The 25,903-nt window shown below is 44.1% G+C and carries 26 protein-coding genes and 3 tRNA genes; 18 read left to right on the forward strand and 11 right to left on the reverse strand.

Features of this window, described 5'->3' with window-relative positions:
* The 6 genes from C1A02_RS06825 to dnaA all read right to left on the reverse strand — a co-directional run bounded on the left by C1A02_RS06825 (nucleotide 1) and on the right by dnaA (nucleotide 4,790).
* Nucleotides 1–366 (reverse strand): hypothetical protein, encoded by a 366-nt coding sequence (locus C1A02_RS06825; RefSeq protein ID WP_101697445.1) that lies wholly within the window; start codon nucleotides 364–366, stop codon nucleotides 1–3.
* A gap of 55 nt (nucleotides 367–421) precedes the next feature.
* A complete protein-coding gene (gene remB, locus C1A02_RS06830) occupies nucleotides 422–694 on the reverse strand; it encodes an extracellular matrix regulator RemB (protein WP_101697446.1) in 273 nt (90 codons plus the stop codon).
* A gap of 13 nt (nucleotides 695–707) precedes the next feature.
* Nucleotides 708–1,811 (reverse strand): DNA replication/repair protein RecF, encoded by a 1,104-nt coding sequence (recF, locus tag C1A02_RS06835; protein ID WP_101697447.1) that lies wholly within the window; start codon nucleotides 1,809–1,811, stop codon nucleotides 708–710.
* Nucleotides 1,808–2,020 carry an RNA-binding S4 domain-containing protein gene (locus C1A02_RS06840; protein ID WP_101697448.1) on the reverse strand — a complete coding sequence of 71 codons (213 nt, stop codon included), beginning with the start codon at nucleotides 2,018–2,020 and terminating at the stop codon, nucleotides 1,808–1,810. Before C1A02_RS06840 ends, recF begins: the two co-directional genes overlap by 4 nt.
* A gap of 14 nt (nucleotides 2,021–2,034) precedes the next feature.
* Nucleotides 2,035–3,141 carry a DNA polymerase III subunit beta gene (gene dnaN, locus C1A02_RS06845; RefSeq protein ID WP_101697449.1) on the reverse strand — a complete coding sequence of 369 codons (1,107 nt, stop codon included), beginning with the start codon at nucleotides 3,139–3,141 and terminating at the stop codon, nucleotides 2,035–2,037.
* A gap of 335 nt (nucleotides 3,142–3,476) precedes the next feature.
* A complete protein-coding gene (gene dnaA, locus C1A02_RS06850) occupies nucleotides 3,477–4,790 on the reverse strand; it encodes a chromosomal replication initiator protein DnaA (RefSeq protein ID WP_243577937.1) in 1,314 nt (437 codons plus the stop codon).
* A 420-nt stretch (nucleotides 4,791–5,210) separates the two neighbouring features.
* Here dnaA and rpmH point away from each other — a divergent pair, with 420 nt between their 5' ends.
* The 18 genes from rpmH (at nucleotide 5,211) to C1A02_RS06950 (ending at nucleotide 20,723) form a co-directional block, all read left to right on the forward strand.
* Nucleotides 5,211–5,345 (forward strand): 50S ribosomal protein L34, encoded by a 135-nt coding sequence (gene rpmH / locus C1A02_RS06855; RefSeq protein ID WP_009064849.1) that lies wholly within the window; start codon nucleotides 5,211–5,213, stop codon nucleotides 5,343–5,345.
* Nucleotides 5,346–5,436: 91 nt separating this feature from the next.
* Nucleotides 5,437–5,772 carry a ribonuclease P protein component gene (gene rnpA, locus C1A02_RS06860; RefSeq protein ID WP_101697451.1) on the forward strand — a complete coding sequence of 112 codons (336 nt, stop codon included), beginning with the start codon at nucleotides 5,437–5,439 and terminating at the stop codon, nucleotides 5,770–5,772.
* Nucleotides 5,769–6,032 carry a membrane protein insertion efficiency factor YidD gene (gene yidD / locus C1A02_RS06865; RefSeq protein WP_101697452.1) on the forward strand — a complete coding sequence of 88 codons (264 nt, stop codon included), beginning with the start codon at nucleotides 5,769–5,771 and terminating at the stop codon, nucleotides 6,030–6,032. Before rnpA ends, yidD begins: the two co-directional genes overlap by 4 nt.
* An 80-nt stretch (nucleotides 6,033–6,112) precedes the next feature.
* Nucleotides 6,113–7,219 carry a YidC/Oxa1 family membrane protein insertase gene (locus C1A02_RS06870; protein ID WP_101697453.1) on the forward strand — a complete coding sequence of 369 codons (1,107 nt, stop codon included), beginning with the start codon at nucleotides 6,113–6,115 and terminating at the stop codon, nucleotides 7,217–7,219.
* A gap of 31 nt (nucleotides 7,220–7,250) precedes the next feature.
* Nucleotides 7,251–8,108: an RNA-binding cell elongation regulator Jag/EloR gene (gene jag / locus C1A02_RS06875; protein ID WP_101697454.1), complete on the forward strand. Its 858-nt coding sequence runs from the start codon at nucleotides 7,251–7,253 to the stop codon at nucleotides 8,106–8,108.
* 73 nt (nucleotides 8,109–8,181) lie between these two features.
* The gene (gene mnmE, locus C1A02_RS06880; protein ID WP_101697455.1) at nucleotides 8,182–9,567 is read left to right on the forward strand and encodes a tRNA uridine-5-carboxymethylaminomethyl(34) synthesis GTPase MnmE; all 1,386 of its coding nucleotides are present in this window, start codon (nucleotides 8,182–8,184) and stop codon (nucleotides 9,565–9,567) included.
* A gap of 51 nt (nucleotides 9,568–9,618) precedes the next feature.
* Nucleotides 9,619–11,532: a tRNA uridine-5-carboxymethylaminomethyl(34) synthesis enzyme MnmG gene (mnmG, locus tag C1A02_RS06885; protein WP_101697456.1), complete on the forward strand. Its 1,914-nt coding sequence runs from the start codon at nucleotides 9,619–9,621 to the stop codon at nucleotides 11,530–11,532.
* Entirely contained in the window at nucleotides 11,504–12,217 is a 714-nt protein-coding gene (gene rsmG / locus C1A02_RS06890; protein WP_101697457.1) for a 16S rRNA (guanine(527)-N(7))-methyltransferase RsmG, read from the forward strand. The genes mnmG and rsmG overlap by 29 nt, the downstream gene beginning before the upstream one ends.
* 118 nt (nucleotides 12,218–12,335) lie before the next feature.
* Nucleotides 12,336–13,151: a ParB/RepB/Spo0J family partition protein gene (locus C1A02_RS06895; RefSeq protein WP_101697512.1), complete on the forward strand. Its 816-nt coding sequence runs from the start codon at nucleotides 12,336–12,338 to the stop codon at nucleotides 13,149–13,151.
* An 852-nt stretch (nucleotides 13,152–14,003) separates the two neighbouring features.
* Complete coding sequence (locus C1A02_RS06905; RefSeq protein ID WP_101697459.1) at nucleotides 14,004–14,768, forward strand: ParA family protein; 765 nt, start codon at nucleotides 14,004–14,006, stop codon at nucleotides 14,766–14,768.
* A 13-nt stretch (nucleotides 14,769–14,781) separates the two neighbouring features.
* Nucleotides 14,782–15,645, forward strand: coding sequence for a ParB/RepB/Spo0J family partition protein (locus tag C1A02_RS06910; protein ID WP_101697460.1), 864 nt, complete (start codon nucleotides 14,782–14,784; stop codon nucleotides 15,643–15,645).
* A 52-nt stretch (nucleotides 15,646–15,697) separates the two neighbouring features.
* Complete coding sequence (serS, locus tag C1A02_RS06915; protein ID WP_101697461.1) at nucleotides 15,698–16,990, forward strand: serine--tRNA ligase; 1,293 nt, start codon at nucleotides 15,698–15,700, stop codon at nucleotides 16,988–16,990.
* 126 nt (nucleotides 16,991–17,116) lie between these two features.
* A complete protein-coding gene (locus tag C1A02_RS06920) occupies nucleotides 17,117–17,860 on the forward strand; it encodes an acyl-[acyl-carrier-protein] thioesterase (RefSeq protein ID WP_101697462.1) in 744 nt (247 codons plus the stop codon).
* A gap of 84 nt (nucleotides 17,861–17,944) precedes the next feature.
* Nucleotides 17,945–18,021, forward strand: a tRNA-Met gene (locus C1A02_RS06925).
* Nucleotides 18,022–18,024: 3 nt separating this feature from the next.
* Nucleotides 18,025–18,099: transfer RNA gene (locus C1A02_RS06930), tRNA-Glu, on the forward strand.
* Between the two features lie 42 nt (nucleotides 18,100–18,141).
* Nucleotides 18,142–18,218, forward strand: a tRNA-Val gene (locus tag C1A02_RS06935).
* 407 nt (nucleotides 18,219–18,625) lie between these two features.
* On the forward strand, nucleotides 18,626–19,090 hold the full coding sequence (locus tag C1A02_RS06940) for a hypothetical protein (RefSeq protein WP_243577938.1): 465 nt from the start codon (nucleotides 18,626–18,628) through the stop codon (nucleotides 19,088–19,090).
* Between the two features lie 1,096 nt (nucleotides 19,091–20,186).
* Nucleotides 20,187–20,723 carry an LptM family lipoprotein gene (locus C1A02_RS06950; protein WP_101697465.1) on the forward strand — a complete coding sequence of 179 codons (537 nt, stop codon included), beginning with the start codon at nucleotides 20,187–20,189 and terminating at the stop codon, nucleotides 20,721–20,723.
* A 263-nt stretch (nucleotides 20,724–20,986) separates the two neighbouring features.
* Here the strand turns inward: C1A02_RS06950 and C1A02_RS13470 are convergent, their stop codons facing one another.
* From C1A02_RS13470 to sleB, 5 genes are all read right to left on the reverse strand, one after another.
* Entirely contained in the window at nucleotides 20,987–21,322 is a 336-nt protein-coding gene (locus tag C1A02_RS13470; protein WP_164997159.1) for a hypothetical protein, read from the reverse strand.
* A 1,249-nt stretch (nucleotides 21,323–22,571) separates the two neighbouring features.
* On the reverse strand, nucleotides 22,572–23,087 hold the full coding sequence (locus C1A02_RS06965; protein ID WP_101697468.1) for a hypothetical protein: 516 nt from the start codon (nucleotides 23,085–23,087) through the stop codon (nucleotides 22,572–22,574).
* Nucleotides 23,088–23,237: 150 nt separating this feature from the next.
* Nucleotides 23,238–23,432, reverse strand: coding sequence for a cell wall hydrolase (locus C1A02_RS06970; protein ID WP_370737791.1), 195 nt, complete (start codon nucleotides 23,430–23,432; stop codon nucleotides 23,238–23,240).
* Between the two features lie 468 nt (nucleotides 23,433–23,900).
* Nucleotides 23,901–24,506: a hypothetical protein gene (locus C1A02_RS06980; RefSeq protein WP_101697470.1), complete on the reverse strand. Its 606-nt coding sequence runs from the start codon at nucleotides 24,504–24,506 to the stop codon at nucleotides 23,901–23,903.
* Between the two features lie 225 nt (nucleotides 24,507–24,731).
* A complete protein-coding gene (sleB, locus tag C1A02_RS06990; RefSeq protein ID WP_101697513.1) occupies nucleotides 24,732–25,412 on the reverse strand; it encodes a spore cortex-lytic enzyme in 681 nt (226 codons plus the stop codon).
* Nucleotides 25,413–25,903: the final 491 nt, after the last annotated feature.

Genomic DNA, 25,903 nt, shown 5'->3' on the forward strand with positions numbered 1-25,903 from the left:
CTAATTTGTAAAACGAGACGGAGGGATATTTCCTCTTTGTGGCGGAGGCTGTGGTCTTTTTCGTGGTGTCGGTTTTCGAAGTCGAATCAAAAAAGGAGCAATCAGGAAAAAAAGCAAATAGGGTACCGCCATGATAGCAACCCCCAGTAACGAGATGCTTCCGGTAAAGATACGAAATATCAAAAAGATTATCACGGATGCAATCACTGCCACAGAACCAAATAACGGTGCACCAGCGTCTAAAAACACATTGGAAGAACCGCCGCAATAGGGGCAGCGATATTCCCCCTCTTGTTTTAAAAACCATGCTTTGGCAAAACCGACCTTTTCTCCGCAATGCGGACAATTCGGTAAATGAAGCCTCATAAAGTTTTCGCCTTCCTTTTCCTGTCAACTTCCAAACTCACACAGCAAAGCGGCGTTATACATTGGATAAATTCGCCATAAAACGACTGCGCTTTAACAAGGTAGTGGAAGAGATCTGCGAAATATATACTGTTATTTTTTCCCTTTTGTCACAGCATAGTACAAAAGACTTCGGCATTTCCATACTCACATTGACTACCCGGCCATCTTTTTCGGCTCTCGCCAGATATTCTCTGGTATTTTTGGAAATAGTAGAGGTTTCCAAATCGAAAATGCCAACGATGTCGTCTGTTTTGATCACGGTATCCTGCCCCAGATGAAGATACATAAAACACATCCTTCTATGGGGCGAAAATCTGCCCCTGTTTCATTTCAAATCTGCCGCCGCCGGAATAGCGGGCAACCGTTTCTGGATCACAGCAAGTCAAAAACACCTGTTTTTCTCCCAGCTGATGCAAAAGATAATCCTGACGGCCACTATCCAGCTCGCTCATCACATCGTCCAGCAAAATCACGGGCGGCTCTTCAGCCAAACGGTGCAAAAGTTCCGCTTCTGCCAGTTTTAATGCCAGCACACAAGAACGCTGCTGCCCTTGGGATGCAAATGTTCTGGCAGCACGGCCGTCCACCAAGATTTCTAAATCATCCCGATGGGGGCCAATCGTAGTAAATCCTGCGGAAAGATCTTCCCGGCGGGATTTTTCCAGCGCTTGCCGGAATGCTTCCTGCCATTGTTCCGCTCCTGCACTGGATTCAATCGAATCAAAGGCCTGATATCGAACTGAAAAATCTTCCTGTCCGCTAGAAATTCCCTGATACACCTTGTGAGCCGGCTGTGTAAGCCAGTGTACATAACGATCTCGTTCCAAAATCAATTGGCTGCCTTTTTGGGCCAGTTTGTCGTCCCAGATATCCAAAGTATCCAATAATTCGGAATGACGGGGGATATCTTTTAACAAGGCGTTCCTTTGCTGCAGGATTCGGTTATATTGAAATAAAATTCGGGCATATACCGGTTTTAACTGACAGATTGCGCCGTCCAAAAAACTGCGGCGCAGTGCAGGCCCTTCTTTTACCAAAGACAAATGCTCCGGTGAAAAAATAACTGCGCGGAACTTCCCCACCAATTCCATCACACCGCCATGCTCTACCCCGTTAATGGTGGCCGCACGTTTTTTGCCCTCAATGGTCAGCACTGCATTCTGTTGCCGTTCTTCACTGAAAAAATCCAATTCCAATCTGGCGGAATTCTGACCGAAAGCAATCAGCTCCCCATCCCGGGATCCGCGAAAAGATCGCCCGCCGGTAAACAGCCAAAGAGCCTCTAGTAAATTGGTTTTTCCCTGAGCATTCTGCCCATAGATTACATTCATTTTGGGATCGGGAAACAAAACCCCTTCCCGCAGATTGCGGTAGTTTCGAAAGGAAAGCCGCTCGACTTTCACAGATTCTTCACCTCAAACGTTTCTCCCTCAAATTCTGCCTGATCGCCATTTCGCATCTTTTTTCCGCGCATAGTACATACCTGCCCGTTGACCAGAACTTCTCCGTTCTGAACGACTATCTTGGCATGGCCACCTGTTTCTACAGCACCAGCCAACTTCAAAAGAGCGTCCAGCCGGATAAATTCCGTATCAATCGTTATAATCTGCATAAAGCCTCCTCACACTACACGCCGCTCTTCAAACGTACCGGCAACACCAGGAACAAAAAGCTGCTGCCATCTTTGGGCACAACTTTCATGGGGCTCAAAGCGCCGCTCAGCTGAATTTTCACTTCATCGCATTCCGTATTGCGCAATGCGTCCAGCAAATAGCGGTTATTAAAACCCATTTCAAGATTACCGCCGGTACTTTTGGCTTCAAACTGATCATTTGCCCGGCCAATGGCAGTAGAGCAGGACAGTTTGATCTCGTTTTCTTCAAACACACAGCGCAGCGGACTTTTCAGGCGATCGGTAATCAAAAGAGAAACACGCTCTACACTGTCAATGAAAGTTCTGGTTTTTACCAAAATTTCTACTGTGTGAGAAGCCGGGATGGCTGCATTATAATCTAAAAATTCCCCTTCCAAAAGACGGGAAATTAAGGTGTAACTACCAATTTGAAATAAAATATGGCGACGCCCCACATGCAAAGTCAAGGTTTCTTCATTCTCGGGCAAAAGCTTTAAAACTTCCGAAAGGGTTTTTCCCGGCACCACAAAACTGGTGTCCTGATTGCAGGCAATGGGTTCTTCTCTTACCGCTAAACGGTAACCGTCCACAGAAACCAATCGAATCTTATTTTCACTCAGTTCAAACAAGGTTCCGGTATGAACCGGTTTCATATCACTTTCTGACACAGCGAAAATGGTTTGCCGAATCATGCTTTTTAAAATACCATGGGGAACAGCAATTGACGTTTCATCCGAGACGGAAGGAAGTTCCGGATATTCTTCAGCCGGAATACCAGCAATTGAAAATTCACTGGCTCCGCTGACAATGGTTGCCAGATTTTTTTCGTCTACGCTCAATGCTACCTCATCCCCGGGAAGCCTGCGAACAATATCTCCAAATAAGCGTGCCGATAAAACAATACTTCCTGGTTCTTCGATCTGTGCCGGAATTACGGTAGTCATTCCCAACTCCAGATCGTAGCCACACAAGAAAAGATCTGATCCTTTTGTTTGGATCAAGATCCCCTCCAAGGCAGGGATCGAAGATTTGGAAGAAACTGCTCGCTGAATATTCAACACTGCTTCCACTAATTCCTTGCGGTCGCATATCATTTTCATAATCTAGCCACCTTACGTTATTTAAGATAGAAATTAAAGGTAATATTTTAGTTGTAGTAGTAGGAAAGGCTGAAAAGTGGAAAAACGGTAATAAGTCAAAGCCCATGCGGCTTTCGAGCTTCATTACTTTCCAATTGGACTGTTGACTCTTTGTTAACAGTATGTATTAATTTTTGATGTTTTAACAGGTTGTTGAAAACTCTGTGGGGAATGTTGAAAACAAGTTTAAAATTTTAGAGAGAAAATTTTGTGCTTTTCCCCTGATTTGTGGAAAAGTGGAGGAATTCTCCACTTTTCCAATTATACTATTTGTAATATTCGAGAACGGTACACGATCAGCGATCGCGAATATTTTTAATGATATCCTGAACGGTATCTTTGATTTTCGGATCTTTGGCAATATTTTTTTCCACTTGTTGTATGGCATACACCACAGTGGAATGATCCCGTCCGCCAAATGCTTCACCGATAGAAGTCATGGGAAGCTGCGTAATATCGCGAACCACATACATGGCGATTTGCCTTGCACTGGAAATATTGGCAGATCGTTTTGGGGAACGAATGTCCTCTGGTGAAGTACCAAAAGTTCGAGCCACTTCCTCAATGATCTTTTCAATGGTCATGGGGGCAGGCTGGTGATTATTGATAATATCGCTGATGGCAGCCTGGGCGGTAGAGATGCTCAAAGGTTCCCCGGCTAAAAGATAATAGGCTTTCATCTTTTTCACGGCACCTTCCAGCTGACGAATGTTGTTCTTCAGCCGGTTAGCGATATATTCCGCCACATTATCAGGCAGATCAATTTCTAAAAGCTCTGCTTTGCGCTTTATAATCGCAATCCGGGTTTCAAAATCCGGTGGCTGAACGTCGGCAGTCAGACCCCATTCAAAACGGGTCAAAAGACGCTCTTCCAGCGTGGCAATGTCTTTTGGCGGCCGGTCAGATGTCAGTACGATTTGCTTTTTGGCTTCGTACAGGGTATTAAAAGTATGGAAGAATTCTTCCTGTGTCGAATCCTTGCCGGCGATAAACTGAATATCATCCACCAGCAGGATGTCCGCTTTTCGATAGCGCTGATGAAATTCCGCTGTGGTGCCCCGGCGGATGGCTTCGATCAATTCGTTGGTAAATTCATCCCCCTTAATATAGATAATATCCATTGTAGGGTGATTTTTCGAAATTTCACTGCAAATGGCATACAATAAATGGGTTTTTCCAAGGCCGGAATTTCCATAAATGAATAAGGGGTTGTACAACACTGCGGGTTTGGTGGCCACCGCCATAGACGCCGCGTGAGCAAATTTGTTAGAAGGCCCTACGATAAAGGTGTCAAAAGTGAATTCATAATCATCTTTTGACAAAGGAGTAGAGTCTGGCTTATTGTTTTGTACCAGTTGTTCTGGGGTGCAAAGCTGAATTTGAATCCCTTCGCCGAAAATTTCATTAAACGCTTCCTGCAGCAGGGAGGTGTAGCACCGGGTCAATGTTTGCAAATGAAATTCGTTTGGGACCTCCAGCACGGCAATTCCCTTGGAAAAATCCAAGCTGACGGGGCGGATCCGATGGATCCAGGTTGTGTAGGCAACCTCTGTAATGCGGGTTTTGCAAAAATCGCATACAAGGCTCCAGGCTTCGGTAAAGGATTCCATAAAAACAATCATACCTTTCGGTGAGATAAGAAAATAAAGAAAAACCGAGATTCTGCGTATAACAATCGCCAAAGCGGCACGTTTTGAAAGCGAATCCGGTTGTTATGTGGATAATTGATCTTATGATAGCATAAAGAAAGGAATTTTTCAAATGGTTTTAAACGGATTCTCAACAGCGTTGTTTAAAACTTATGTCGTTTATTGGCGGTGTCGCTGGATTTCCACAAAGAGGTTTGAAAACTGTGGATATTTTTGTTTTCTTTGAAAATTTGTGGAAGAATCGCTTTTCTTTTGGGAAATAGTATGTTATGATAAGTCAAAAGCTCAATCGACGTATTTGTATTTTTTTATTGACAGTTTGCCTGTGATTAGGCTATAATGCTAAATTGCAAGGTTTCTACCCGAAAGGAGGGTTTTTTCATGCTGAGAACTTATCAGCCTAAGAAGCTCCATAGAAAAAAAGAGCATGGGTTCAGAAAGAGAATGTCCGATAGAAACGGCCGCAAAGTTTTGGCGCGCCGCAGGGCCAAGGGAAGAGCGCGCTTGTCTTACTGAAGCTTTGAAAGGGCCACCGCTGTGTGGCCTTTCTTTGTTTTATTTTTTTTCAGTCAGGCAGCGGGCGTTATAGGAAGGAAGGTTTTTCACTGTGAGCCAAATAGTTCCAATTTGTGAAAACAGCAGCTTCCGTCGCGCCTATGCCAGAGGAAAGTCCTTTGTGTCTCCCGTTTTGGTAACCTATGTAATGAAAAACCGCACCCGTCGCATTCGGGTGGGGATTACCACGAGCAAAAAAACCGGAAATGCCGTAAAGCGCAACCGTTCCCGCCGAATCATTCGGGAAGCGGCGCGGCAGCTGGTGCCGCAGCTTTCTGGGGGATATGATTTGATATTTGTGGCGCGGGCAAAGACACCATATGTAAAAAGCACGGACATTGTAAGGGATATGAAGAAACATCTGACAGAAGCGGGTGTTCTGAAATGAAGCGTCTGTTTATTTCACTGATTCGGGGATATCAAAAATGGATTTCTCCAATCAAAAAACCGTGCTGCCGGTTTATTCCAACCTGCAGTAACTACGCGGTACAAGCGATTGAGCGTTTTGGGATTGTAAAAGGCTCTTTTTTGGCGCTGTACCGCATTCTTCGCTGCAATCCTTTCTGCCGCGGCGGTTACGATCCCGTGCCGGAAAAAAAAGACTGCGCGCTTTGCCTGTCGGACAAGCCGCGCTTAAAAGGTAAATAGCAGCCGGGTGGGCTTTTCTGCTTTGTCTGCTGGTTACAATATTTTCAAAAATAATTTATCCTATATTGTGAGGTTATTCTATGGCTGGTTTGGGTAATTTTTTCGGCAGTTTTCTGGGATACCTGCTGTGGGTTTTTTATGCCTTTTTTCAGAATTACGGCATAGCAATTATCATTTTTACTATTTTACTTAAAATTGTAATGTTTCCCTTTTCGATCAAGCAGCAGAAATCTCTGGCAGCAAACAGCAAGCTGTCCGTTAAGCAAAAGGAGCTGCAAAAAAAATACGCCAACGATCGCGTGAAATTGAATGAAGAAATTCAGAAGATGTATGATAAGGAAGGGTACAATCCGGCCAGCGGCTGCCTTCCCATGCTGATACCTTTCCCGATTATGATAGGCCTTTATTATACCGTTATTAATCCTTTGTCCAACGCACTTCATTTGGGCAAAGAATCGGTGGCTCAGGCGGTGGCTGTTCTTCAAAGAGTTCCTGGCATTAGCAGCACATTCCAATATCGGGGCGGATTTTACAACGAAATGGAAATTGTCCGTCATTTTTCTGAGCTGCGCCCCTATCTGACGATGTTTACAGATGAAGAGCTCAATAAGATTGGCTCCTTTAGCAGAAGCTTTGACTTTTTAGGGCTGAATCTTTTGGGCACCCCCACAGATAATACCGCCGGCTGGATGGGTAAAATCGTATCCATGTTTGACACCAATCTGTGGATGATTCCCGTATTCTGCCTAGTGGCATCTTTGGTGACTCAGGTGATTACCATGAAGCTGCAGCCGGGCATGCAACAGCAGCAACAGGGTTGCATGAAAGGCATGATGTACACCCTGCCGATGGTTTCTGCTGTATTTGCCATGTCTGTTCCTGCGGCAGTTGGTTTTTACTGGATTATTTCTACCTTGACCAGCTTGGTTCAGGTGATATTGGTTCATATCTTTTTCAGTCCCGCATCGCTGACTGCAAAGGCCGAAGCCCAAAGAGTGGCGCTGCTGATGCAGGAAGAAGCGAAAAAAGAACCTTTACCGGCTCATTTGCAGCAGCCGGTGGCAGATACTCCTTCGGTTTCTTCTAAGAAAAAGGAGCAGCAGCCAGGGAAAAAAGAACCCGGTTCCAAAAAGAAGGGCGGTAAAACCGGAGGTAGTTCCGATTCCTACCTTGGGATGAAAAAATAGCGGTTTCCTATTGATTATTGGAGGTGCGAAGGTGGTTAAAGAAGCGATTGCGACAGGAGATTCCGTGGAGCAGGCGTTTGAACAAGCCTGTAAAATGCTTGGAGTGGAATCACACGAAGCGGAGTTTGAAATTTTAGAGCTTCCCGGAAAAAAGAAATTTGGTCTTTTTGGCGGCGCACCCGCGAAAGTCCGCGCGTTCACCAAAACCGGCCCTGCTCAGGCAGCGGCAGAGTATCTGCAAAAAGTGCTGGAGGGAATGGGAATTCCTTCTGTACAGATTGAAACAGTAGAACAAGAAGGCGGTGCTCTTTTATCCCTGACCGGGGATGATATCGGCTTTATCATCGGCCATAGAGGGGAAACGCTGGATGCTTTGCAGTATTTGTCTGGACTGGTAGCAAATCATGTGGAGGATTCTTATTACCGAATTACGCTGGATATTGGAAACTACCGTGAAAAGAGAAAAGAAACCTTAGAAGCTCTTGGGAAAAAGATGGCCGCAAAAGCACTGAAAACACAGCGCAATTGTTCCTTGGAACCAATGAATCCCTATGAGCGCCGCATCATTCATACTGCCGTGCAGGAAGTGGAAGGCGTGAAGTCCTGGAGTGAAGGGGAAGATTTGGGCCGTCATGTGGTCATTGGGCCGGAAGGCGGCGAAAAGCCAATGTTCCGGCGGCAGGGGAACCGTTCCCGCAGTGGAGATTTCCATAAGGATCGCGGCGGACGTCCTCCTCAAGGCAATAAGTATGCCGGGGGGAATCGTTCTTCTAAAAACGGCGGTCATTCAGATTACAGGGGCTCTTCTTCACGAGAGAGCCGCCCGCCCCAGAAAACCCCCGCCGGCTCTTTGTACGGCAAAGTAGATGTTGCGAAAAAGGCAGACTGAGCCTTTTGATAAGAAATGAAAGAAAAGCGGTTCGTGTTACGAGCCGCTTTTTGTGGTACAAAAGGAGAGAAAGATGGAAAAGAAACCATCCGCAATTGCGGCAATTTCCACCGCTCAGGCCCCCGGCGGGATTGGGGTTATACGAATTTCCGGTCCGGATGCCCGCCAAATAGCCGACCGGGTTTTTGTTTCTGCCAAACAGAAAAAACTGACCGAAACACCCGGATATACTGCTTTGTATGGGTGGGTATATCGTTTTGAATCCGACCCTGCAGAAAAGCTGGATGAGGCAGTGGCTACCGTATTTACTGCACCTCACAGTTATACCGGAGAAGATGTGGTGGAGTTTTCTTGCCATGGCGGTTTATATGTTTTGCGCCGCGTGTTGGATTCGGTTCTTGCCGCCGGTGCAGTTGCGGCAGAGGCAGGGGAATTTACACGACGGGCATTTTTAAACGGAAAAATGGATTTAACCCAGGCAGAATCCGTTATGCAGCTGATAGGTGCCCAAGGGCAGCAAGCGCTTCGCGCTGCGTTGGCCGGCCGGGAGGGGGCACTGTTTCAACGCATTCAAAAAAGCAGAGAGCAGCTTTTGTCTACGGCTGCCCATCTTTCTGCTTGGGCAGATTATCCCGAAGAGGATATTCCGGAATTGGATTCTTCTTCTTTGGGGGAATCCCTTCGTATTGTTCGCCGTGATTTGACCCGGTTATTGGATCAGTTTGATGCGGGACGAGTTCTTCGAGAAGGCGTCAATACGGTTATTGTGGGAAGACCCAATGTGGGAAAGTCCACTTTAATGAACCTGCTGGCAGGCTGCGAGCGTTCGATTGTGACTCAGTTTGAAGGAACTACCCGGGATATTGTAGAAGAAACTGTTTTGTTGGGCGGTGTGCCTTTGCGCTTGGCAGATACCGCAGGACTGCGGCAGACAGAGGATCCGGTGGAAAGTATTGGGGTAACTCGTGCCAAAGACAGATTAAAAACAGCTCAGCTGATTTTAGCGGTATTTGATTCTTCATCGCCTTTGACACAAGAAGATAAAGAACTGATTCAAGAGATTCGGGATGTTCCCGCTTTGGCGGTAGTAAATAAAAATGATTTAAAACGAGAAATTGACTTAAAGTATATTTATGACAATTTTAAACATTGGGTATATATTTCTGCTCAAAGCGGACAGGGTGTCAAAGACTTGGAGCAGGCAGTGGAAGAATTGCTTCACACGGCTGACTTAAATCCTTCAGAAGGAATTTTGTTTACCGAACGCCAGCGGGATACTGCTCGAAGAGCAAAAGAGTATGTGGAAGAAGCCATTGATGCGCTGGAAAGCGGAATCACTTTGGATGCCGTTACCGTATCGGTAGAGGGCGCGGTTTCTGCCTTACTGGAATTGACTGGTGAGAGGGCATCCACCGCAATTGTGGATACCGTGTTCTCTCAGTTTTGTGTTGGAAAATAGAAAAATCAATCTGCCGCCAAAATGGCGGAAAGGGATAAGGTGCAAGAAAGAATGTATCAAGCAGATCAGTATGATGTCATCGTAATCGGGGCCGGGCATGCCGGAATTGAAGCGGCGCTGGCTGCGGCACGGCTTGGCTGCCGCACGGTTATTTTTACGATTAATATGGATTCGGTAGGAAACTGCCCTTGTAATCCTTCTATAGGGGGAACGGCTAAAGGGCATTTGGTGCGTGAGATTGATGCACTTGGCGGCGAGATGGGGAAAACGGCAGATGCCTGCACCCTGCAAAGCCGGATGCTGAATCTGGGAAAAGGGCCTGCGGTTCACTCTTTGCGGGCGCAGATTGACCGGCGGGAATATTCCAAAATGATGAAACATAAATTGGAAACCCAGCCAAATCTGCAATTAAAGCAAGGGGAAATTGTGGATCTGTACCGGAATGAAGACGGAACCTGGCAAGCAGTTACCCGAATGGGTGCGGGCTATACCGGGAAAACAGTTATTTTAGCGACGGGTACTTATTTAAGTGGGCGGATTTATGTGGGAGAGGTTTCTTATGACAGTGGACCGGATGGATTGTTCCCTGCTGCTTTTTTAACCGAACCTTTGAAAAAATTAGGACTTCATCTGCGTCGCTTTAAAACAGGGACTCCTGCTCGGGTTCTGCGCTCTAGCATTGACTTTTCTAATTTAGAAGTGCAAAAAGGAGACGAGCCGGTCGTTCCGTTTTCTTACGAAACAGATGAACCTCTTGCAAATAAGGAAGTTTGTCATATAGCTTGGTCCAATAGCCAAACTAAAAAAATTATTCTTGAAAATATTCATCGGTCTCCTTTGTATGGCGGTAAGATAGAAGGGGTTGGCCCTCGATACTGTCCCAGCTTTGAAGATAAGATTATGCGCTTTGCCGATAAAGAGCGGCATCAGATTTTTATTGAGCCTTGTGGTTTAGACACGGAAGAACTGTATTTACAGGGAATGTCCTCTTCTTTGCCAGAAGATGTGCAGATTGCGTTTTATCGTACCATAAAAGGGATGGAACAAGTAGAAATTATGCGCTGTGCCTATGCGATTGAATATGATTGTGTAGATCCGCTGCAATTGGATGCTACCTTGGAATTCCAAGATCTTCCCGGCTTATACGGCGCTGGTCAATTTAACGGCAGCTCAGGTTATGAAGAAGCGGCGGCGCAAGGCCTTTTGGCCGGGATCAATGCGGCTCGCCGGGTTGCTGGCAAAGATCAAATTGTGCTGGATCGAGCCGGTTCTTATATTGGAACTTTGGTGGATGATTTGGTAACCAAAGGGGTTACCGATCCTTACCGCATGATGACGTCCCGATCCGAATATCGTTTGGTGCTGCGCCAGGATAACGCCGATGAACGGTTGACTGCAATTGGACATGATCTGGGATTAATTGATGAAGAGCGTTTTGCCAGATTCCAGATAAAACAAGCACAAAAAGAGGAAGAACTTCGTCGGGTTGCTAAAAAGGTGCTTTCACCCACCGAAGAACTGAATCGAATACTTGTTTCACGTGGAACAACTCCAGTAACCACCGGGGTAAGGATGATTGATTTGCTGCGCCGACCGGAACTGAATTATCAGGTGTTGTCCCCGGTAGATACCGATCGTCCGGAAATCCCCGATGCAGTTTTGGAAAATGTAGAGATTGAAATTAAGTACGAGGGGTATATTAAAAGACAAAAGGCAGATATTGCAGAAATGCGGCGTTTGGAACAAAAGCTGCTGCCAAAAGGGTTCGATTACCAAACTGTCACCGGTTTGCGTTTGGAAGCCCAGGAAAAACTGCAAAAGATTCGTCCCTTAAATATTGGCCAGGCATCTCGTATTTCTGGGGTCAGCCCGGCAGATATTTCTGTTTTGCTGATTTGGCTGACACGTCAGGGAGAAGAGGAGGAAACGCCCGTTCATGATAAAGATGGAACAAAAGCTGATTGAAACTGCTGCGGCTTATGATATTTTAATCAGCGCCGAGCAGGCACAGGCTTTTCAAACGTATATGGAGCTTTTGTTGGAATGGAATGAAAAAATTAATTTAACAGCCATTACGGAACCGGAACAAGTGGTGGAAAAGCATTTTTTAGATAGCCTTCTTTTGATCAAGGCGGTTGAGATTCCAGAGGGGGCCCGATTGATCGATGTGGGAACCGGAGCAGGATTTCCTGGAATTCCACTTTTATTGTATCGTCCGGATATTCGTCTGACTTTGCTGGACAGCCTGCAGAAACGATTGAACTTCTTAAAAGAGGTGTGCGATCGATTGGGGCTTTCTGCGCAACTGATTCATGCCCGTGCAGAAGAGGGGAGCCGCCAGCCAAAGCTGAGGGACGGTTTTGATTTGGCATGTGCCCGTGCGGTGGCACCGCTTCCGGTGCTGTGTGAATATTGTCTGCCGTTTGTAAAAAAAGGCGGAGCATTTGTGGCAATGAAAGGCCCGGGGGCAAGTGAAGAGCTTGCCGCTTCTCAAAAGGCAATTTCTTTTTTGGGTGCAAAAGCAGAGAGTTCCCAACAATTTATGCTTCCCGATGGGAGTGCCCGCAGTATTTTGGTATGCAGAAAGATAGCGTCAACCTCCGACAAATATCCCCGACACGGCTCAAAAATTGCGAAATCTCCCCTTTAATAGCCACAAATCCAAAGAAAAAATTATTTCCCGAAGTCATAATTCAACAGAACATGTGCCGCCTTCTATGCTATTCTGGTAAAAACGGACAAGCAAAGGGAGGGCGGCGCTTTTGTTTATGCTACAGGATAAACGGCGGGTTCAGGAGATCCCGCTCAATAAAATTCGGCCAAATCCGTCGCAGCCCCGAAGAACCTTTAGTCAGCGGGAGCTTCAGGAGCTGTCAGACAGTATTCGAGCCAACGGATTATTGCAGCCGCTGACTGTAAGAAGAGTTCCCGGTGGATATGAACTGATTGCCGGGGAACGCCGTTTGCGGGCCTGTTTTTTAGCCGGAATGCGGTTTGCATCTTGCATTGTGGTAGACTGCGATGAACAGCAATCTGCTGTATACGCAATTCTGGAAAATTTACAGCGTCAGGATTTACAGGTGTTTGAAGAAGCGGAAGGGATTCGCCGGCTGATTGAAGAGTGGGGGGTTACCCAAGAAGAGGCCGCTGCCAGATTGGGCAAAAGCCAATCGGCTATTGCGAACAAGCTGCGTCTGCTTCGACTGACTCAGCAGGAAAGAGAAATTATTTCAGAAGCCAGACTGACAGAACGCCACGCCCGTGCTTTGCTAAAAGTAGACGAGGAAAAACAACGGATGCGGATTCTTCACATAGTTGTGGATAGCGGACTCAATGTAAAGCAAACAGAAGAATTAATTGATGCAGAAATTCAAAAAGAAACGCAGGACAAGCCCAAATCCAAACGCACTTTTGTCATTAAGGATGTCAGGCTATTTTTAAATACAATTAAGCATGCCGTAGAAACCATGCGGCTGTCGGGGATTAATGCAGTGACACAAAGTCGGGAAACCGATGAATTTATTGAGTGTGTTGTGCGAATTCCCAAAGCACAGGCAGATTCCAGAAAGAAAAAACCTGCCTGAAATTATAATTTCGCTTACAAGGAAATTTCCCCATTCCCTTATTTATTTTCCACAGCAGGAAGGCGGAGCGTATGCTCCGCCTTCCTGCGTTATGTTTAGAAAAAAATCCTGTGCGTTATCATCTATTGAAATACTGCATTTTCATTTTCAAAAAAGAAGCTAAAAAAGAAAACATTAAGAAAGCAAAATAAATACAGCAAGAAAACAGTTTAGAATAGAAACCCACTAAAATCGTTGCTAAAGAGATGATTGATTTTTGTGGCCATTGAAATATCGGTGGTTATAATAAATACTGCAAATAGCAGGTTTCTATCTGCCTCAAAAAATTGATTGGATATATCCCATGAGTTTTACAATAAAAAGCAAAAGATATGTGAAGGGGAAGAGGCGGAATCTCTTATTTCAAAATAGATGTAGCAGGTAAGTTTGGGCCATCTAAAACAGAGTCCACTTAGAAATGGAAAATCAAATTTTTCAATTTTGAAAAATCAAGTTTTTCCTTTTTTAGGAAAAGCATTTCAAATTCTTTCTATACCTTCGCAGCAACAAAGGAAAGATATAAAAAGACATACAATGATAAATCCTAGCAAAAAGCTGTTTCAGTTGATTATTAGGATACAGGAACAAGTTTTCAAAGAATAGGGCTTGTCCGGATTGATTTTTCCACGGGGTTTCAACAGTTTGTGAAAAGTTGGTGGAAAAGTAAGCGGCGCTCTAGATTTCAGGCAAAAAGTCACTGCAATGCATTGTGTTCCACGTGAAACAACCACTTTTTAACCGAAACCTCTTTCTATCCCGCAGAAAGAGTGCTATAATAAAACACATCATGGATTTTAGGCGGGGAAAAAAACAATGGGTAAAATCATTGCAATTGCAAATCAAAAAGGCGGTGTAGGCAAAACAACGACCGCTGTGAATCTGGCGGCGTCTTTGGGCAGCCTTGGCAAAAAGACACTTTTAATTGATATTGATCCCCAGGGAAATTCCTCCAGTGGACTGGGTGTGGATCGCCGAAGGCTGAAAAGCACCGTTTACGAAATATTGCTGGAGGAAGCACCACCCAAAGAGGTGTTGATCCAAACGGGGTTTAAAAATCTGGATTTGATTCCTTCCAGTATGGATTTGGCGGCTGCGGAACTGGAACTGGTGAGCCAGAAAAACCGGGAGTCCGTGTTAAAGCGCGCCATTTTGCCGCTGCGTGCGGAATACGATTATATTCTGGTGGACTGCCCGCCTTCCCTTGGAATCATCACAACAAATGCACTGTGCCTGGCCGATACACTTTTGGTGCCGGTTCAGTGCGAATATTACGCGTTGGAAGGGTTATCTCAGCTGATGAATTCGGTTCGCCGGGTCAAGCGTCAATACAATGAACAGCTGGATATTGAAGGCGTACTTTTGACAATGTACGACGGGCGTTTGAACCTGACACAGCAGGTGGTGGAGGAAGTAAAGAAATATTTCCCCCGCAAAGTGTTTGCTACAGTGGTGCCGCGCACTGTGCGCTTGTCTGAAGCACCCAGCTTTGGGAAACCGGTGTTATATTTTGATCGAAGCTCAAAAGGTTCTGTTGCCTATGAAGAGCTTGCCCGAGAAATCATTCAGAATAATACATAAGGAGGCAGTCGGAATGAAAAAAAGAGGCGGTCTTGGAAAAGGCCTGGACGCCATCTTTGCGGAAAATGATACGGAAAAACAAAACGCATCCATTGCGTTGCCTCTGCGCGAAATTGAACCAAACCGCGGTCAGCCGCGAAAACAGTTTGATGAAGGCGCACTGGCCGAGCTGGCAGACTCTATTGCACAGCATGGGGTGCTGCAGCCGCTTTTGGTGCGTCCGCTGATGAGCGGAGGATATCAAGTTGTTGCGGGGGAACGCCGTTGGCGGGCTGCCCGTATGGCAGGACTGACAGAGGTCCCTGCTGTGGTTCGTGAACTGACGGATCAAGAGGTTATGCAGCTGGCGCTGATTGAAAATCTTCAACGGGAAGATTTAACATCGCTGGAAGAAGCGCAGGGATACCAGACCTTGCTGGAAACCTATGGGCTGACGCAAGAGGAAATTGCCCATATTGTGGGAAAATCCCGTCCTGCCGTGGCAAATGCCCTGCGACTGCTCAATCTGCCGGAACAGGTGCAGGATTTATTATCACAAGGGAAGCTTTCTGCCGGACATGCCCGAACCCTTTTATCGCTGCAATCTTCAGAAGATATGCTGCAAATGGCAGAACTGGTGGTAAAGCATGGTATTTCTGTCCGGGAATTGGAAAAAATGGTAAAGAAGTTTCTTTCTCAGGAGTCTGAAACAGCTAAAGAAACACCGAAAAAGCCCAAGACTCGTTATTTCGAAGAGGTAGAGCTTGCCCTGAATACCCATTTGGGCCGAAAGGTTAAAGTGGAGGGCGGAAAAAGCAAGGGTGTATTGCAAATAGAATTTTATGGGGAAGAGGATTTGGCGAATTTGGTAAACAGCCTGCGTTTTGAGGACGACTGAAACTCAGGCAGCATACCTCTGTCCCAATAAAAATAAAGGAGAAGAATCCATCATGTTAGACATTAAAGTGATACGAGAAAATCCGGATAAAGTGAAAACGGCGATGAAGACGCGTAATCTGGATGCAGATCAAATGATAGATACCATTTTGCAGTTTGATGCGGATCGCCGCCGTGTGATCGGTGAGACCGAGGTGCTGAAGGCGCAGCAAAATGCAGAGAATAAGAAGATTCCCGCTTTGAAAAAAGCAGGGGAAGATGTTTCTGCTTTGATGGCACATCTTAAAGAATTGTCGGATCAAATCAAAGAAAAAGACGGGGAATTGACCCAGCTGGAAGAAAAGCAAAAAAATCTGATTCTCTCTTTGCCGAATATTCCGGCAGCAGATGTTCCGGTTGGAAAAGATGATTCCGAAAACAAAGAACTGCGCCGTTGGCAAGAACCGACCCAGTTTTCATTTGACCCCAAAGCCCATTGGGACATTGGCCGTGAACTGGATATTTTAGATCCGGAAACAGCGGCAAAAGTAACGGGTGCACGGTTCCATTTTTACAAAGGAATGGGTGCCCGTTTAGAGCGCTCGATTATGAACTTCTTCCTAAATACTCATGTAGACAATGGCTACACCGAGATATTCCCGCCGTTTATGGTGAACCGGGCTTCTATGACCGGCACGGGCCAGCTGCCGAAATTTGAAGAGGATGCCTTTAAATTGGCTACCAAAGTGTCCAATGAAGATTATTTCCTGATTCCTACCGCAGAAGTGCCGGTAACCAATATGCACCGTTCTGAGATTTTGGATGGAGCAAAGCTGCCGATTAAATACTGTGCCTATTCCGCTTGCTTCCGGGCAGAAGCGGGTTCGGCAGGGCGTGACACCCGCGGTTTGATTCGCCAGCACCAGTTTAATAAAGTAGAAATGGTGAAGTTCTCTAATCCCGAAACCTCTTATCAGGAGCTCGAATCTTTAACAAACGACGCAGAGCGAGTGCTTCAGCTTTTAGGCCTGCCTTACCGGGTGGTTTGTTTGTCCACCGGTGACTTGGGCTTCTCTTCGGCTAAAACCTATGATGTGGAGGTTTGGATGCCTTCTTATCAGCGGTATGTAGAGATTTCTTCTTGCTCTAATTTTGAGGACTTTCAGGCACGTCGGGCACAGATCCGCTTTAAAGCCAATCCTCGCGATAAAGCACAGCTGGTGCATACCCTGAATGGTTCCGGTGTGGCGGTTGGCCGTACCGTGGCTGCTATTTTAGAAAATTATCAAAATGCTGACGGCAGTGTAACCATTCCCGAAGCATTGCGTCCCTATATGGGTGTTGATGTGATCCGGAAACCAGAATAAGATAAAAAGGAAATTTTTTCCATTTTTTATAAGTAAGTATTTGTAACAGATGAAAACAGAATTGAGAAAGCGGGCTGCTCCGGATTCAATCCGGAGCGGCTTTTGTCAAAGGAGGAGTTACAGAGAATGGGACTGAATCCAAAACTAAGTGAATATACTCAACAGGTCAAACTGGCCACTTATGATATTGACGCCAATAATACCCTGCGGCCGTCTGCCTTGCTTCGTTATTGCCAAGAGGCCTGCGAGCTGCATTTGGCCTGTTATGGCCTTACTCACGAAAAGATGATGAAAGACGGTATTGTGTTCGTGTTTACCAGGGCAGGGGCAACCATTCACCGCTGGCCGGGCCAGCATGATCCCATCACCATTGTTACCCGGGCGTGCGGTATGGTGGGGGTGCAATTTTACCGCAGCTTTGCTTTCTATTGCGGTCAGGAGCATCTGGCAGAGGTTTTACAGGCATCTGTGATAGTCAGTACCGAAGAACATAAATTGCTGCGCCCCAAAGCATTTTTAAATTATGGTGTGGGTGCAGGGGAAAATACGGGACAAAAGCTAGAGCGAATGAATCTTCCTGAAAATATGCCGGTAGTCGGGCAAAGGGAAATCCGGTTTTCGGATCTGGATTATAACGGGCATGTCAATAACTCTGTTTACAATGATATTTTCTGTGATTTTATTCCCGGTGGAATAAAGGGTCGCCAATTAAAGGAGTTTCAGGTTCATTATGTACTTGAGAGCCGCGAGAACGAGGTTTTAGAAATCCAGCGGGAAGAGCGCGATGGCCTGATATTCCTGCGGGGAACCAATCCCAGAGGCATTAGTTTTGAGTATCAGGGCAAGCTAACGGAGAAGAAAACAAAATAAAAAAATAATTTTTCGATTTTGTATTGACAAAGTGGACATGTATATAATATAATAAATATCGCTCCGCTTATGCGTTGTATGTATGGCGGCATAGCTCAGCTGGCTAGAGCATTCGGTTCATACCCGAAGTGTCGATGGTTCAAGTCCATTTGCCGCTACCACACGGCCCGGTCGTCAAGTGGTTAAGACACCGCCCTTTCACGGCGGGTTCACGGGTTCGAATCCCGTCCGGGTCACCACAAACAGATTCCCCCGAATTTTTTCGGGGGAATCGCTCATAAGGACGCATAGCTCAGCTGGTTAGAGCGTTCGCCTCACACGCGAGAGGTCATGGGTTCGAGTCCCCTTGCGTCCACCAAAGAAAAGGATCAGCAGATGCTGGTCCTTTTTTCTATACTTTGGGACTCGAATCCTGAAAAAAGGAAAGCTGGGAGAAAACCGGTAAAAAACAGTGTCGGCGGAATGCCAGCTTGTGCCGCTGGAGTCTTTTTACGATTTTTCGCAGGATTTGTTCCATAATTGGGTCTTTGCACTTACATAAACAGGGAGTTTTATAAGGATTAAAAAGTAATCGAACAGAATAAATCCGCAGGCGATTAAAGTTGGCAGGCCTGTTTTTTTGGCCGGCAAAAGGAGTATTTGATTATGCGTGTTGAATCATATAACAGCTTTGCGATGAGCCGAAATTTTTCAGGGAAGAAAATAGGGGGTATTTCGGTTCCGGATTACAATGATTTCTATTTTAATACGAAAACAGCGCCGAAAATGAGTGACGATAAATTCACGGAGGCGATTGTACAGCAGGCCCAAAAAGATGCAGCTACCGGCAAGGCCGGGGTTGAATGCCCTGGGTTTAAAAGTTTAATGAAAAGCTATGTATCCGTGGTATCACCTGACAGAAAAGGCATGATAAGCAATGCCTTAACCAGCTTGGATCATATAAAAAAGCTGCCAAAGCCAGAAGCCATTTCTCTTTTAGACGTTCTGTTGGGAAAAAGAATCATGTCTGCTGACAATGAACTATCCTATGCTGAATTTAAAGATAGCAATGGAGAAGTCATTGCTACATATTCAAATGGTGGATGGTCCTTTCAGTCAACCAAAGCAGAGGATGCCCGTACATCTGAATTTTACGGTATTTATCTGGACGCATGGAATGCGGCAAAAAGCGAAAAATCAAACTCTCTTGTTTCTGACACGCCCTTCGGAACAATGGATGTAATCGCGTAATGCACCTTAGAATATGATTTTGAGTCATAAACGCGAAAGAGAAAAGAAGATTTTAAGCCATCCAATAAAGTGTGGCCGCGTCATCATGTGCTGTAGAATACTCTGTATGGGTAAAGCGGCTCACGCCTGACTGGATATAGAACGACATCGTTCTGGGCTGCCAGCTGGACTGCCAGTATAGAGAAGTGACCAAAAGAAAGAAAGGCCGGGCAATGCCGGCCTTTCCCAGGTTTGAATTATTCGTTCACAACATACAGTTCGTACTCTGCATCCGGCAGGCCGTATTCTGCACCAATCAGTATATCCGCCATAAGGCAAAGACTCCTTCTGATAAAGTATATTCGGGGTAGAATCGATGTTTCAGCGTAATAAAAAGAGTACCAGTGGGGCCGGGGCTTGGTTTTTTGCAAAAAGGAAAGCCCAGACATTCCGCACAAAGCGGATTCAGGCAGACTCTACACCCCTGCATCAGGGGCAGAAAGGGGTCACAGCCGGCTGCCCAGATCTGGTAGATTCCTTTTTGAAGAACCGGCAGGCAAACAAGGCCTCGGCTGTTGGTCATACCCCGGCCAACGCAGTTACCAGCCATATCTGTCAAGTAAATGCAGACACCGCAAAGAGGAAGCTGTTCTGTATAACAATACAGAGTTGCGAAACCTTTTTTTGCATGAATACATCAGATAAAATCCTATCACGTGATTTAGGGGTGGCTACCCCTTTGTATTATATGTGCCTTTCTGGTCTGTTGTGATGCACTATGCCGAAATAGAATATAAAATGATTGTTTATTTTCATACTTTTCCCCAAGAATTCTGTTTTGCATAGAATCGAATAATGTTTCAAAAAATGAATATATGTGTTTATCGGTTTGTTTTGGGCCAGTAAAAACCAATCCATAAAAGTTGCGTGTGGGGAAGAAGAATAAAGCGGCTCTGTCAGGGAATCCAGTTGCAATTTCACAGCGAATACGCTATAATAACCTCACAGTTATTGGCCAGAGTAAGGCTTTGGCCTTTTAAAAAAAGATGCGATTTGACACAGGGAATCCTGTTATCATCTATGCGAATGAAGAAGAAAAAAGTGAGGTTTATCACCTATGAAAAAATGGATAGCAATTGTGGCCGCTGGAATCATGGCACTGTCCTTTGCGGGCTGTGGTGCAGGTGATGTGGGCGGAGAAGAGTATATGGCAAGCAAGGCAGCGGCTTCTTCTCAGCCGGGCTCCTCGGCGCAGCAGACAGACAGCGGTACACCGCCAGAGGCTGTCTATGAAAACTCCTTCAAGGGCTTGCAGCAGTATATGACAGACAAAGGTGTTGTTTCCGGGACTCCGGTTTCAATGGAAGGCAGCTTAATCGGTGCTGCAGAAGGCGTGAAATATGTCTATAGCTATGAAGGCAAAGAGAATGTAACGCTGGAATTGTATCGTTTTGATTCTGCCAATCCGGGGGAAAAAGGCCAGCAGACTCTTTCCAGTATAAAAGAAAACGGCAAATTCACGATTATGCAAGAGGATGTGCCGGCGATCCTAAACGGCGATTACCTAATGGTTTATACTGATACGCAAACTGGAGAAGCCAATGTAGCCCGAGCCATTGAGGTGAAAGATATTTTTGTGGCGTTCGGTAAATAATCTGCCACATATTGAAAAGAAGCAGATTTACTATCTGCATTTGTGAAACTTATTTCTGGGGAAATAGAACGTTCTGGCAAACAGAAAGTTCTTCTATCATAATTACAGAAGAGCCGCCCTCCGAATCAATCGGAGCGGCGGTTTTTAAATTCTTCAAAAAAGCGCCACCCTTTCTATCAGATTTAGAGAGGGTGGCACTTTTGCGATTATATCGTTTGGCTCAAAAAAAGAGGCTTGGAACAGTAGAACTGCGGCAAATCGATTTAATAAATCTTGATATAGTCCCATTTTTCCTGCAAGGCTTCCTTAGAATCATAAGCTACCTCTTCGGTTAAAGATGAGTCGTACAGGCTGGGATGCTCCCAGAAATCCCGTGCAATTTCATTGCTATAGTACACATAGCCGCTGCTTCTGGAAAAATTGGTCCATGTGGGAAAATAAATCAAAATAGTATCCTTGTGTTTCACATAAACAACGGTTCTGCTTTCCGAAAGTCCAAACAAGCCGTTATCTTGATATTCCCCCCAGGAAGTATCGTTGTGCTGCGAAAGCTCGGACATCAATCGTTCTGTTGTCGCGCTGTATCGCGGCTCAAACATATAAAACCGTGCTTTTTCCGTAAATCCTTGAATGGGATAGACGCACATGATTACGAGTGCGTAGACAATAATCAACAGATCAAGAAGGACTGCTTTTTTATTATTTTTGACAATGTCGAAAATAAACCAGACCAGAGTAATGAAAAGTAACAAGAACCGCCAATTATTAAAAGCGAAAAAAAGAAGGATAGCAAGGAACACCTTGATGACAATTTGAATTGGGGTTTTATATTTCATTTTTGTTTGCACCACCTCGGGTAGAATTTATTCATCCCAACTTAAATGTGGAATTTATATGGCGTCATAATAACCTTTAACAAATTATAATGTTGTTTTGTAATGACAGCAATAATCTTACGGGAAGCCATATTATAATACGATAAATAGCGTCACCTCTTATTTGTTTTAAAAAATACGCCGATTTCTATATTGGTTTATATGAATTACACATCCCGTGCAGATATGCGGCCAACTGTAGCGCACACCCAATCATCAAAGCAAAACAATAGCTTGCCTTGGGGCAAGCACTTGTTTTATTACAAATGATTCCTTAATTCCTTAGCCATCAGGCAGAAGATTTTTTAGATATATGACCTTATAATGTTTCTGGCAAGCATCAGTTCTATAATTATAATAATATAAAACGCATGAAATGGTTGTTTACTGATAGGAAGTTGAGAAAAGATTAAATAATAATTAGGGAAAATAAAGTAGAAGATAAGTAAAATAAGAGCTATGATTAAAACAATGAAATCCAAGTAATATAGTAGAGATTTATGATTATTAATTTTACTGTTACCATTTATAAGGAAGAGTAAGAAAAGATAGATTGTCATAATAGTAACATCCATAAAATAGGGACCAGTGATAGTTATAAACGTAAAGGTTAAATACAGATTAAATAATAATAATAAAATCCAGGATGCCCTTTTCTCAATTACTATTTTTGCTAACTTATCATATGCCCACAATTTTTATCTTGGCTCCTTTCTGATTTTTAAAATATGGTTACAGATACATAGTATATTGTGCAGTTTCTCCGTTGAGAGCATAATAACGTTTATGCGCTCTGGTGCTTAGGCTTAGTTGGCTCATCAAATTTCGAATCAATGCTGTCTTTAATAAATGAAATAATGCTCTTCTCTATAATATTTAGTAATATTTTTTCGTCCCTTTATTTAGCTTTCTATATAGAGATAGTTGAAAAGAAGTTTTGCAACATGTTTTATCAAAAACAAATGAATATGCATTACATATCCCATGTGCAATAATAAATTCTATTGTTTTCGATATCGAGTACTGCAAAGACGATATTAGAATAAGATTGATGCTCTAGGTTATCAGGATGAAGCGGAATGGGAGGAAGGCTAGAATTTCTAAATATGTAATATCCGTTTTGGATGTCGAAATTGATTTTCTTAACGCTGTCGGCTGTGGTGAAGGAATGAACCCTTTCATTGATTAATTCAACAAGAGGAGTGCCAAAGGGGAGCGAATGCCAGCAGCTTAAAGCGTTATCCTTAATAAACAAATTCATCTCATCAGGGGGCAGCTGATAGAGGTACAAAGAAAAACCATCGCCCATTGCGCCGTAATCCTTTTCACTGTGGATGAGTTTTGTTCCGTTCGGAAGGGTTAAATTGAATTCTTCTTGAAGCTGCTGAATTTGGCTGTCAGGTTTCTGAGAAAGCCCGTACCATAGTAGGATAGTGAATACCATTAGGCTGATGGCAATCATTACGTGACTTTTTGTTTTCATTTTCATATAGCTACCGCCCAAAAACAAGTGCTGCTGTTTTTGCAGATCTCTTTTCACTCTATTATAACAAATCAAAAGACAGCTTTGTGACATAAAAAAACCGGACTGACGAAAGTCAATCCGGTTTTTCCTATTATATAGAAAAGGGAAACGAGGTTAAACGGCAAAGCGATGCTTTCCAATGACAGTAATTACTTTACGGGAAAAAATCCATTTGCTTGTGGATTTTTCCGGGTTATAATAATAGATAGCGCCGCCGGAAGGGTCTGTGCCGTTGATAGCGTCCCGTGCGGATTTGTCCCGTGATCGTGACTTTGATACATTAAAAGATGAACACAGCCTCAGCCACAACAGTAGGGTGCAAAAGTCTTCCTGCCTGAATTGAAAAATAAAATACAGATTTTTTATGTTACCCAACCTTTGCAGCGAACTAAATTTTTATAAATAATTCTAAATGTATTACTGTTTTTGGAAAAAGAATAAGTATATTAGTATGGCAAAAAATGCCCAGGATAGGACCTTTGGGACTTTAGTATTAATAGCATATAAGGTGCGATACATTCCGTTGCTCATTAGTTTTTGTCGCTCCTCTTCCGAGGGCGATTTTGTTGGGAGTCTTGTACCCAACAGCAGTACGATGAGATACAGGCTCACAGTTATCAGATACAGGCTCAACTCCAAATTGCCGGACACAATGGCGGAAATGAGGAAAATAGAAGCAAAAATCACATAAAGAAAAACTAGAACCTGCACGATATAATATTTAGTAAATTTATTCATTTAATTGCTCCGTTTCGCTCAAAGGTTTTTACTATGTGGTTATTTATATCCCTTTACTGTTGTGGGGCCATATACCCAGTTTGCAAACCCGTCATTATCATAAGTATACATATACTCTATTGTAATTTCGTAGCCTTTATATCCTTGGTAAGATGCATATAAACTAGCAATAGTTGCAGCTAATGCATAACATGCGAGAATTGGAATTTGTTTTTTTGCAAGGGCCGCTGCTATCTCTTGTACTGAAACTCCAGAAGGCAAAACTCCTGCTAATCCCAATGCTTCTGCTGGAATTCTAAACTTTTGGACATAAGTATCTCCTATTTTAGGATTTTTCGGAAAGGCTTGTAATGATATACCATCGTGAGAAGTAGTAATATTAGGCCCAAAAGTAATTCTGTTTGGATTATTTTTACTTTCTCTCCAAACATAATATTGAATTTCCTCTTCAGCCAACCCATAGCTTCTTAATATAGAGGCTTTTTCAGCATCAGATATATTTAGATATTGCTCTAAATCTTTTTGAGAAAGAGAAATTCTTGCGGGAGCGGAATTAGTAGCAGCAAAAGCTGTATTAATGGTAGGAGTAATCAATAAAGCGCAAACGCAAACTAAACTTAGGAATGATTTTAAGAACTTTTTCATTTTGTTAACTCCTTTCCTATTTTTAGATTTAATTTCTGGAATTGAATTTTACTTAAAATATGCATTGGAATCACCCCTTTAATTTTTGTTTTCACTATATATAACAATTTACAATGCTGTTTTGTGACCGATTTCCTAACTGTTTTATAATTATAGAAAAATCCGGACTGATCTTCGTCAATCCGGATTTTTGATTTCTGTATACATAGAATCGAAGAAAAAGGTTTAAACTGCAAAGCGATGCTTTCCAATGACAGTAATTACTTTACGGGAGAAAATCCATTTGCTCGTGGATTTTTCTGGGTTATAATAATAGATAGCGCCGCCGGAAGGGTCTGTGCCGTTAATGGCATCCCGTGCGGCTCGATAGGCGGACTCTGCCACCGGGGCGTTAATTCCACCGTCATTCAGGCACGAAAAGGCGCCAGGCTGATAAATAACACCTGCCAACGTATTAGGGAAAGAAGGGTGAGTCATCCGGTTCATAATAACGGCGCCTACAGCGACTTGACCGGAATAGGGTTCACCGCGGGATTCTGCTGATATGATTCTGGCCAAAAGGTCAATATCGCTGCTGCTGAATTGCCCCTGCCCACCGCTGCCAGAGGAAGAAGCAGCAATGCCCATGGCTTTTAACGTTTGGGGGCCGGCAATTCCGTCGGCCGTCAGCCCGTTCTTTTTCTGAAAGCTGATAACAGCCTGACGCGTTTGTTCCCCGAAAATACCATCCACATTCCCACTATAGTATCCCCAGTTTTTTAATTTGGTTTGAATTTGTTTTACTTCGTCGCCTCGCGACCCTACCCGCGACAAAGTCTGGACAGAAGGATTCAGCATTTTAGAAACGGCCTGTTCGCCCATGCCGCTGACAACAGATATCATTAAAAGGTTCACAAGCAGAATCATTCCAATGCGCCAAATGTATTTTAATATATCTGTATGATTCGATTTTTTCGCATGCTTCAACTGTATCACACCTATCTATTTGTTTACTTAACAAAAGAATTCCCAGCCCTGGAAGCATTTATGCAAAGAATCGAACCAAGAAACCTGTATTTTCTAAGATTTTGTTTTTTTATTTAAATTCGCAGTTTTTCCAGCAGGAATGCGGGTTTCAGAGGGGGAAAACAGTCGAAAAAACGCACATTTCCAAAAAAAACGAAAAAAACTTAAAAAAAAGGGTTGACATTAGTTGATGTGTTTGGTATTATAGTCAAGCGCCTTACGAAACGGCGCACGACACGAACGGCCGAGAGGTCAGTGAGAGTCGGACAGGACCTTGAAAATTAAACAACGAGAAAGACAAGAAGGAACCCGTAATTTTTGAGAGAAAACTTCTTGGAAACGAGAAGTGAGTACTTCCGGATATAAGAGCGTCTCGTAGCTCTATAAAAAGT

It is taken from the genome of Clostridium minihomine (genome assembly GCF_900240385.1).
GTDB classification, from domain to species: Bacteria; Bacillota; Clostridia; order Oscillospirales; family Acutalibacteraceae; genus Faecalispora; species Faecalispora minihomine.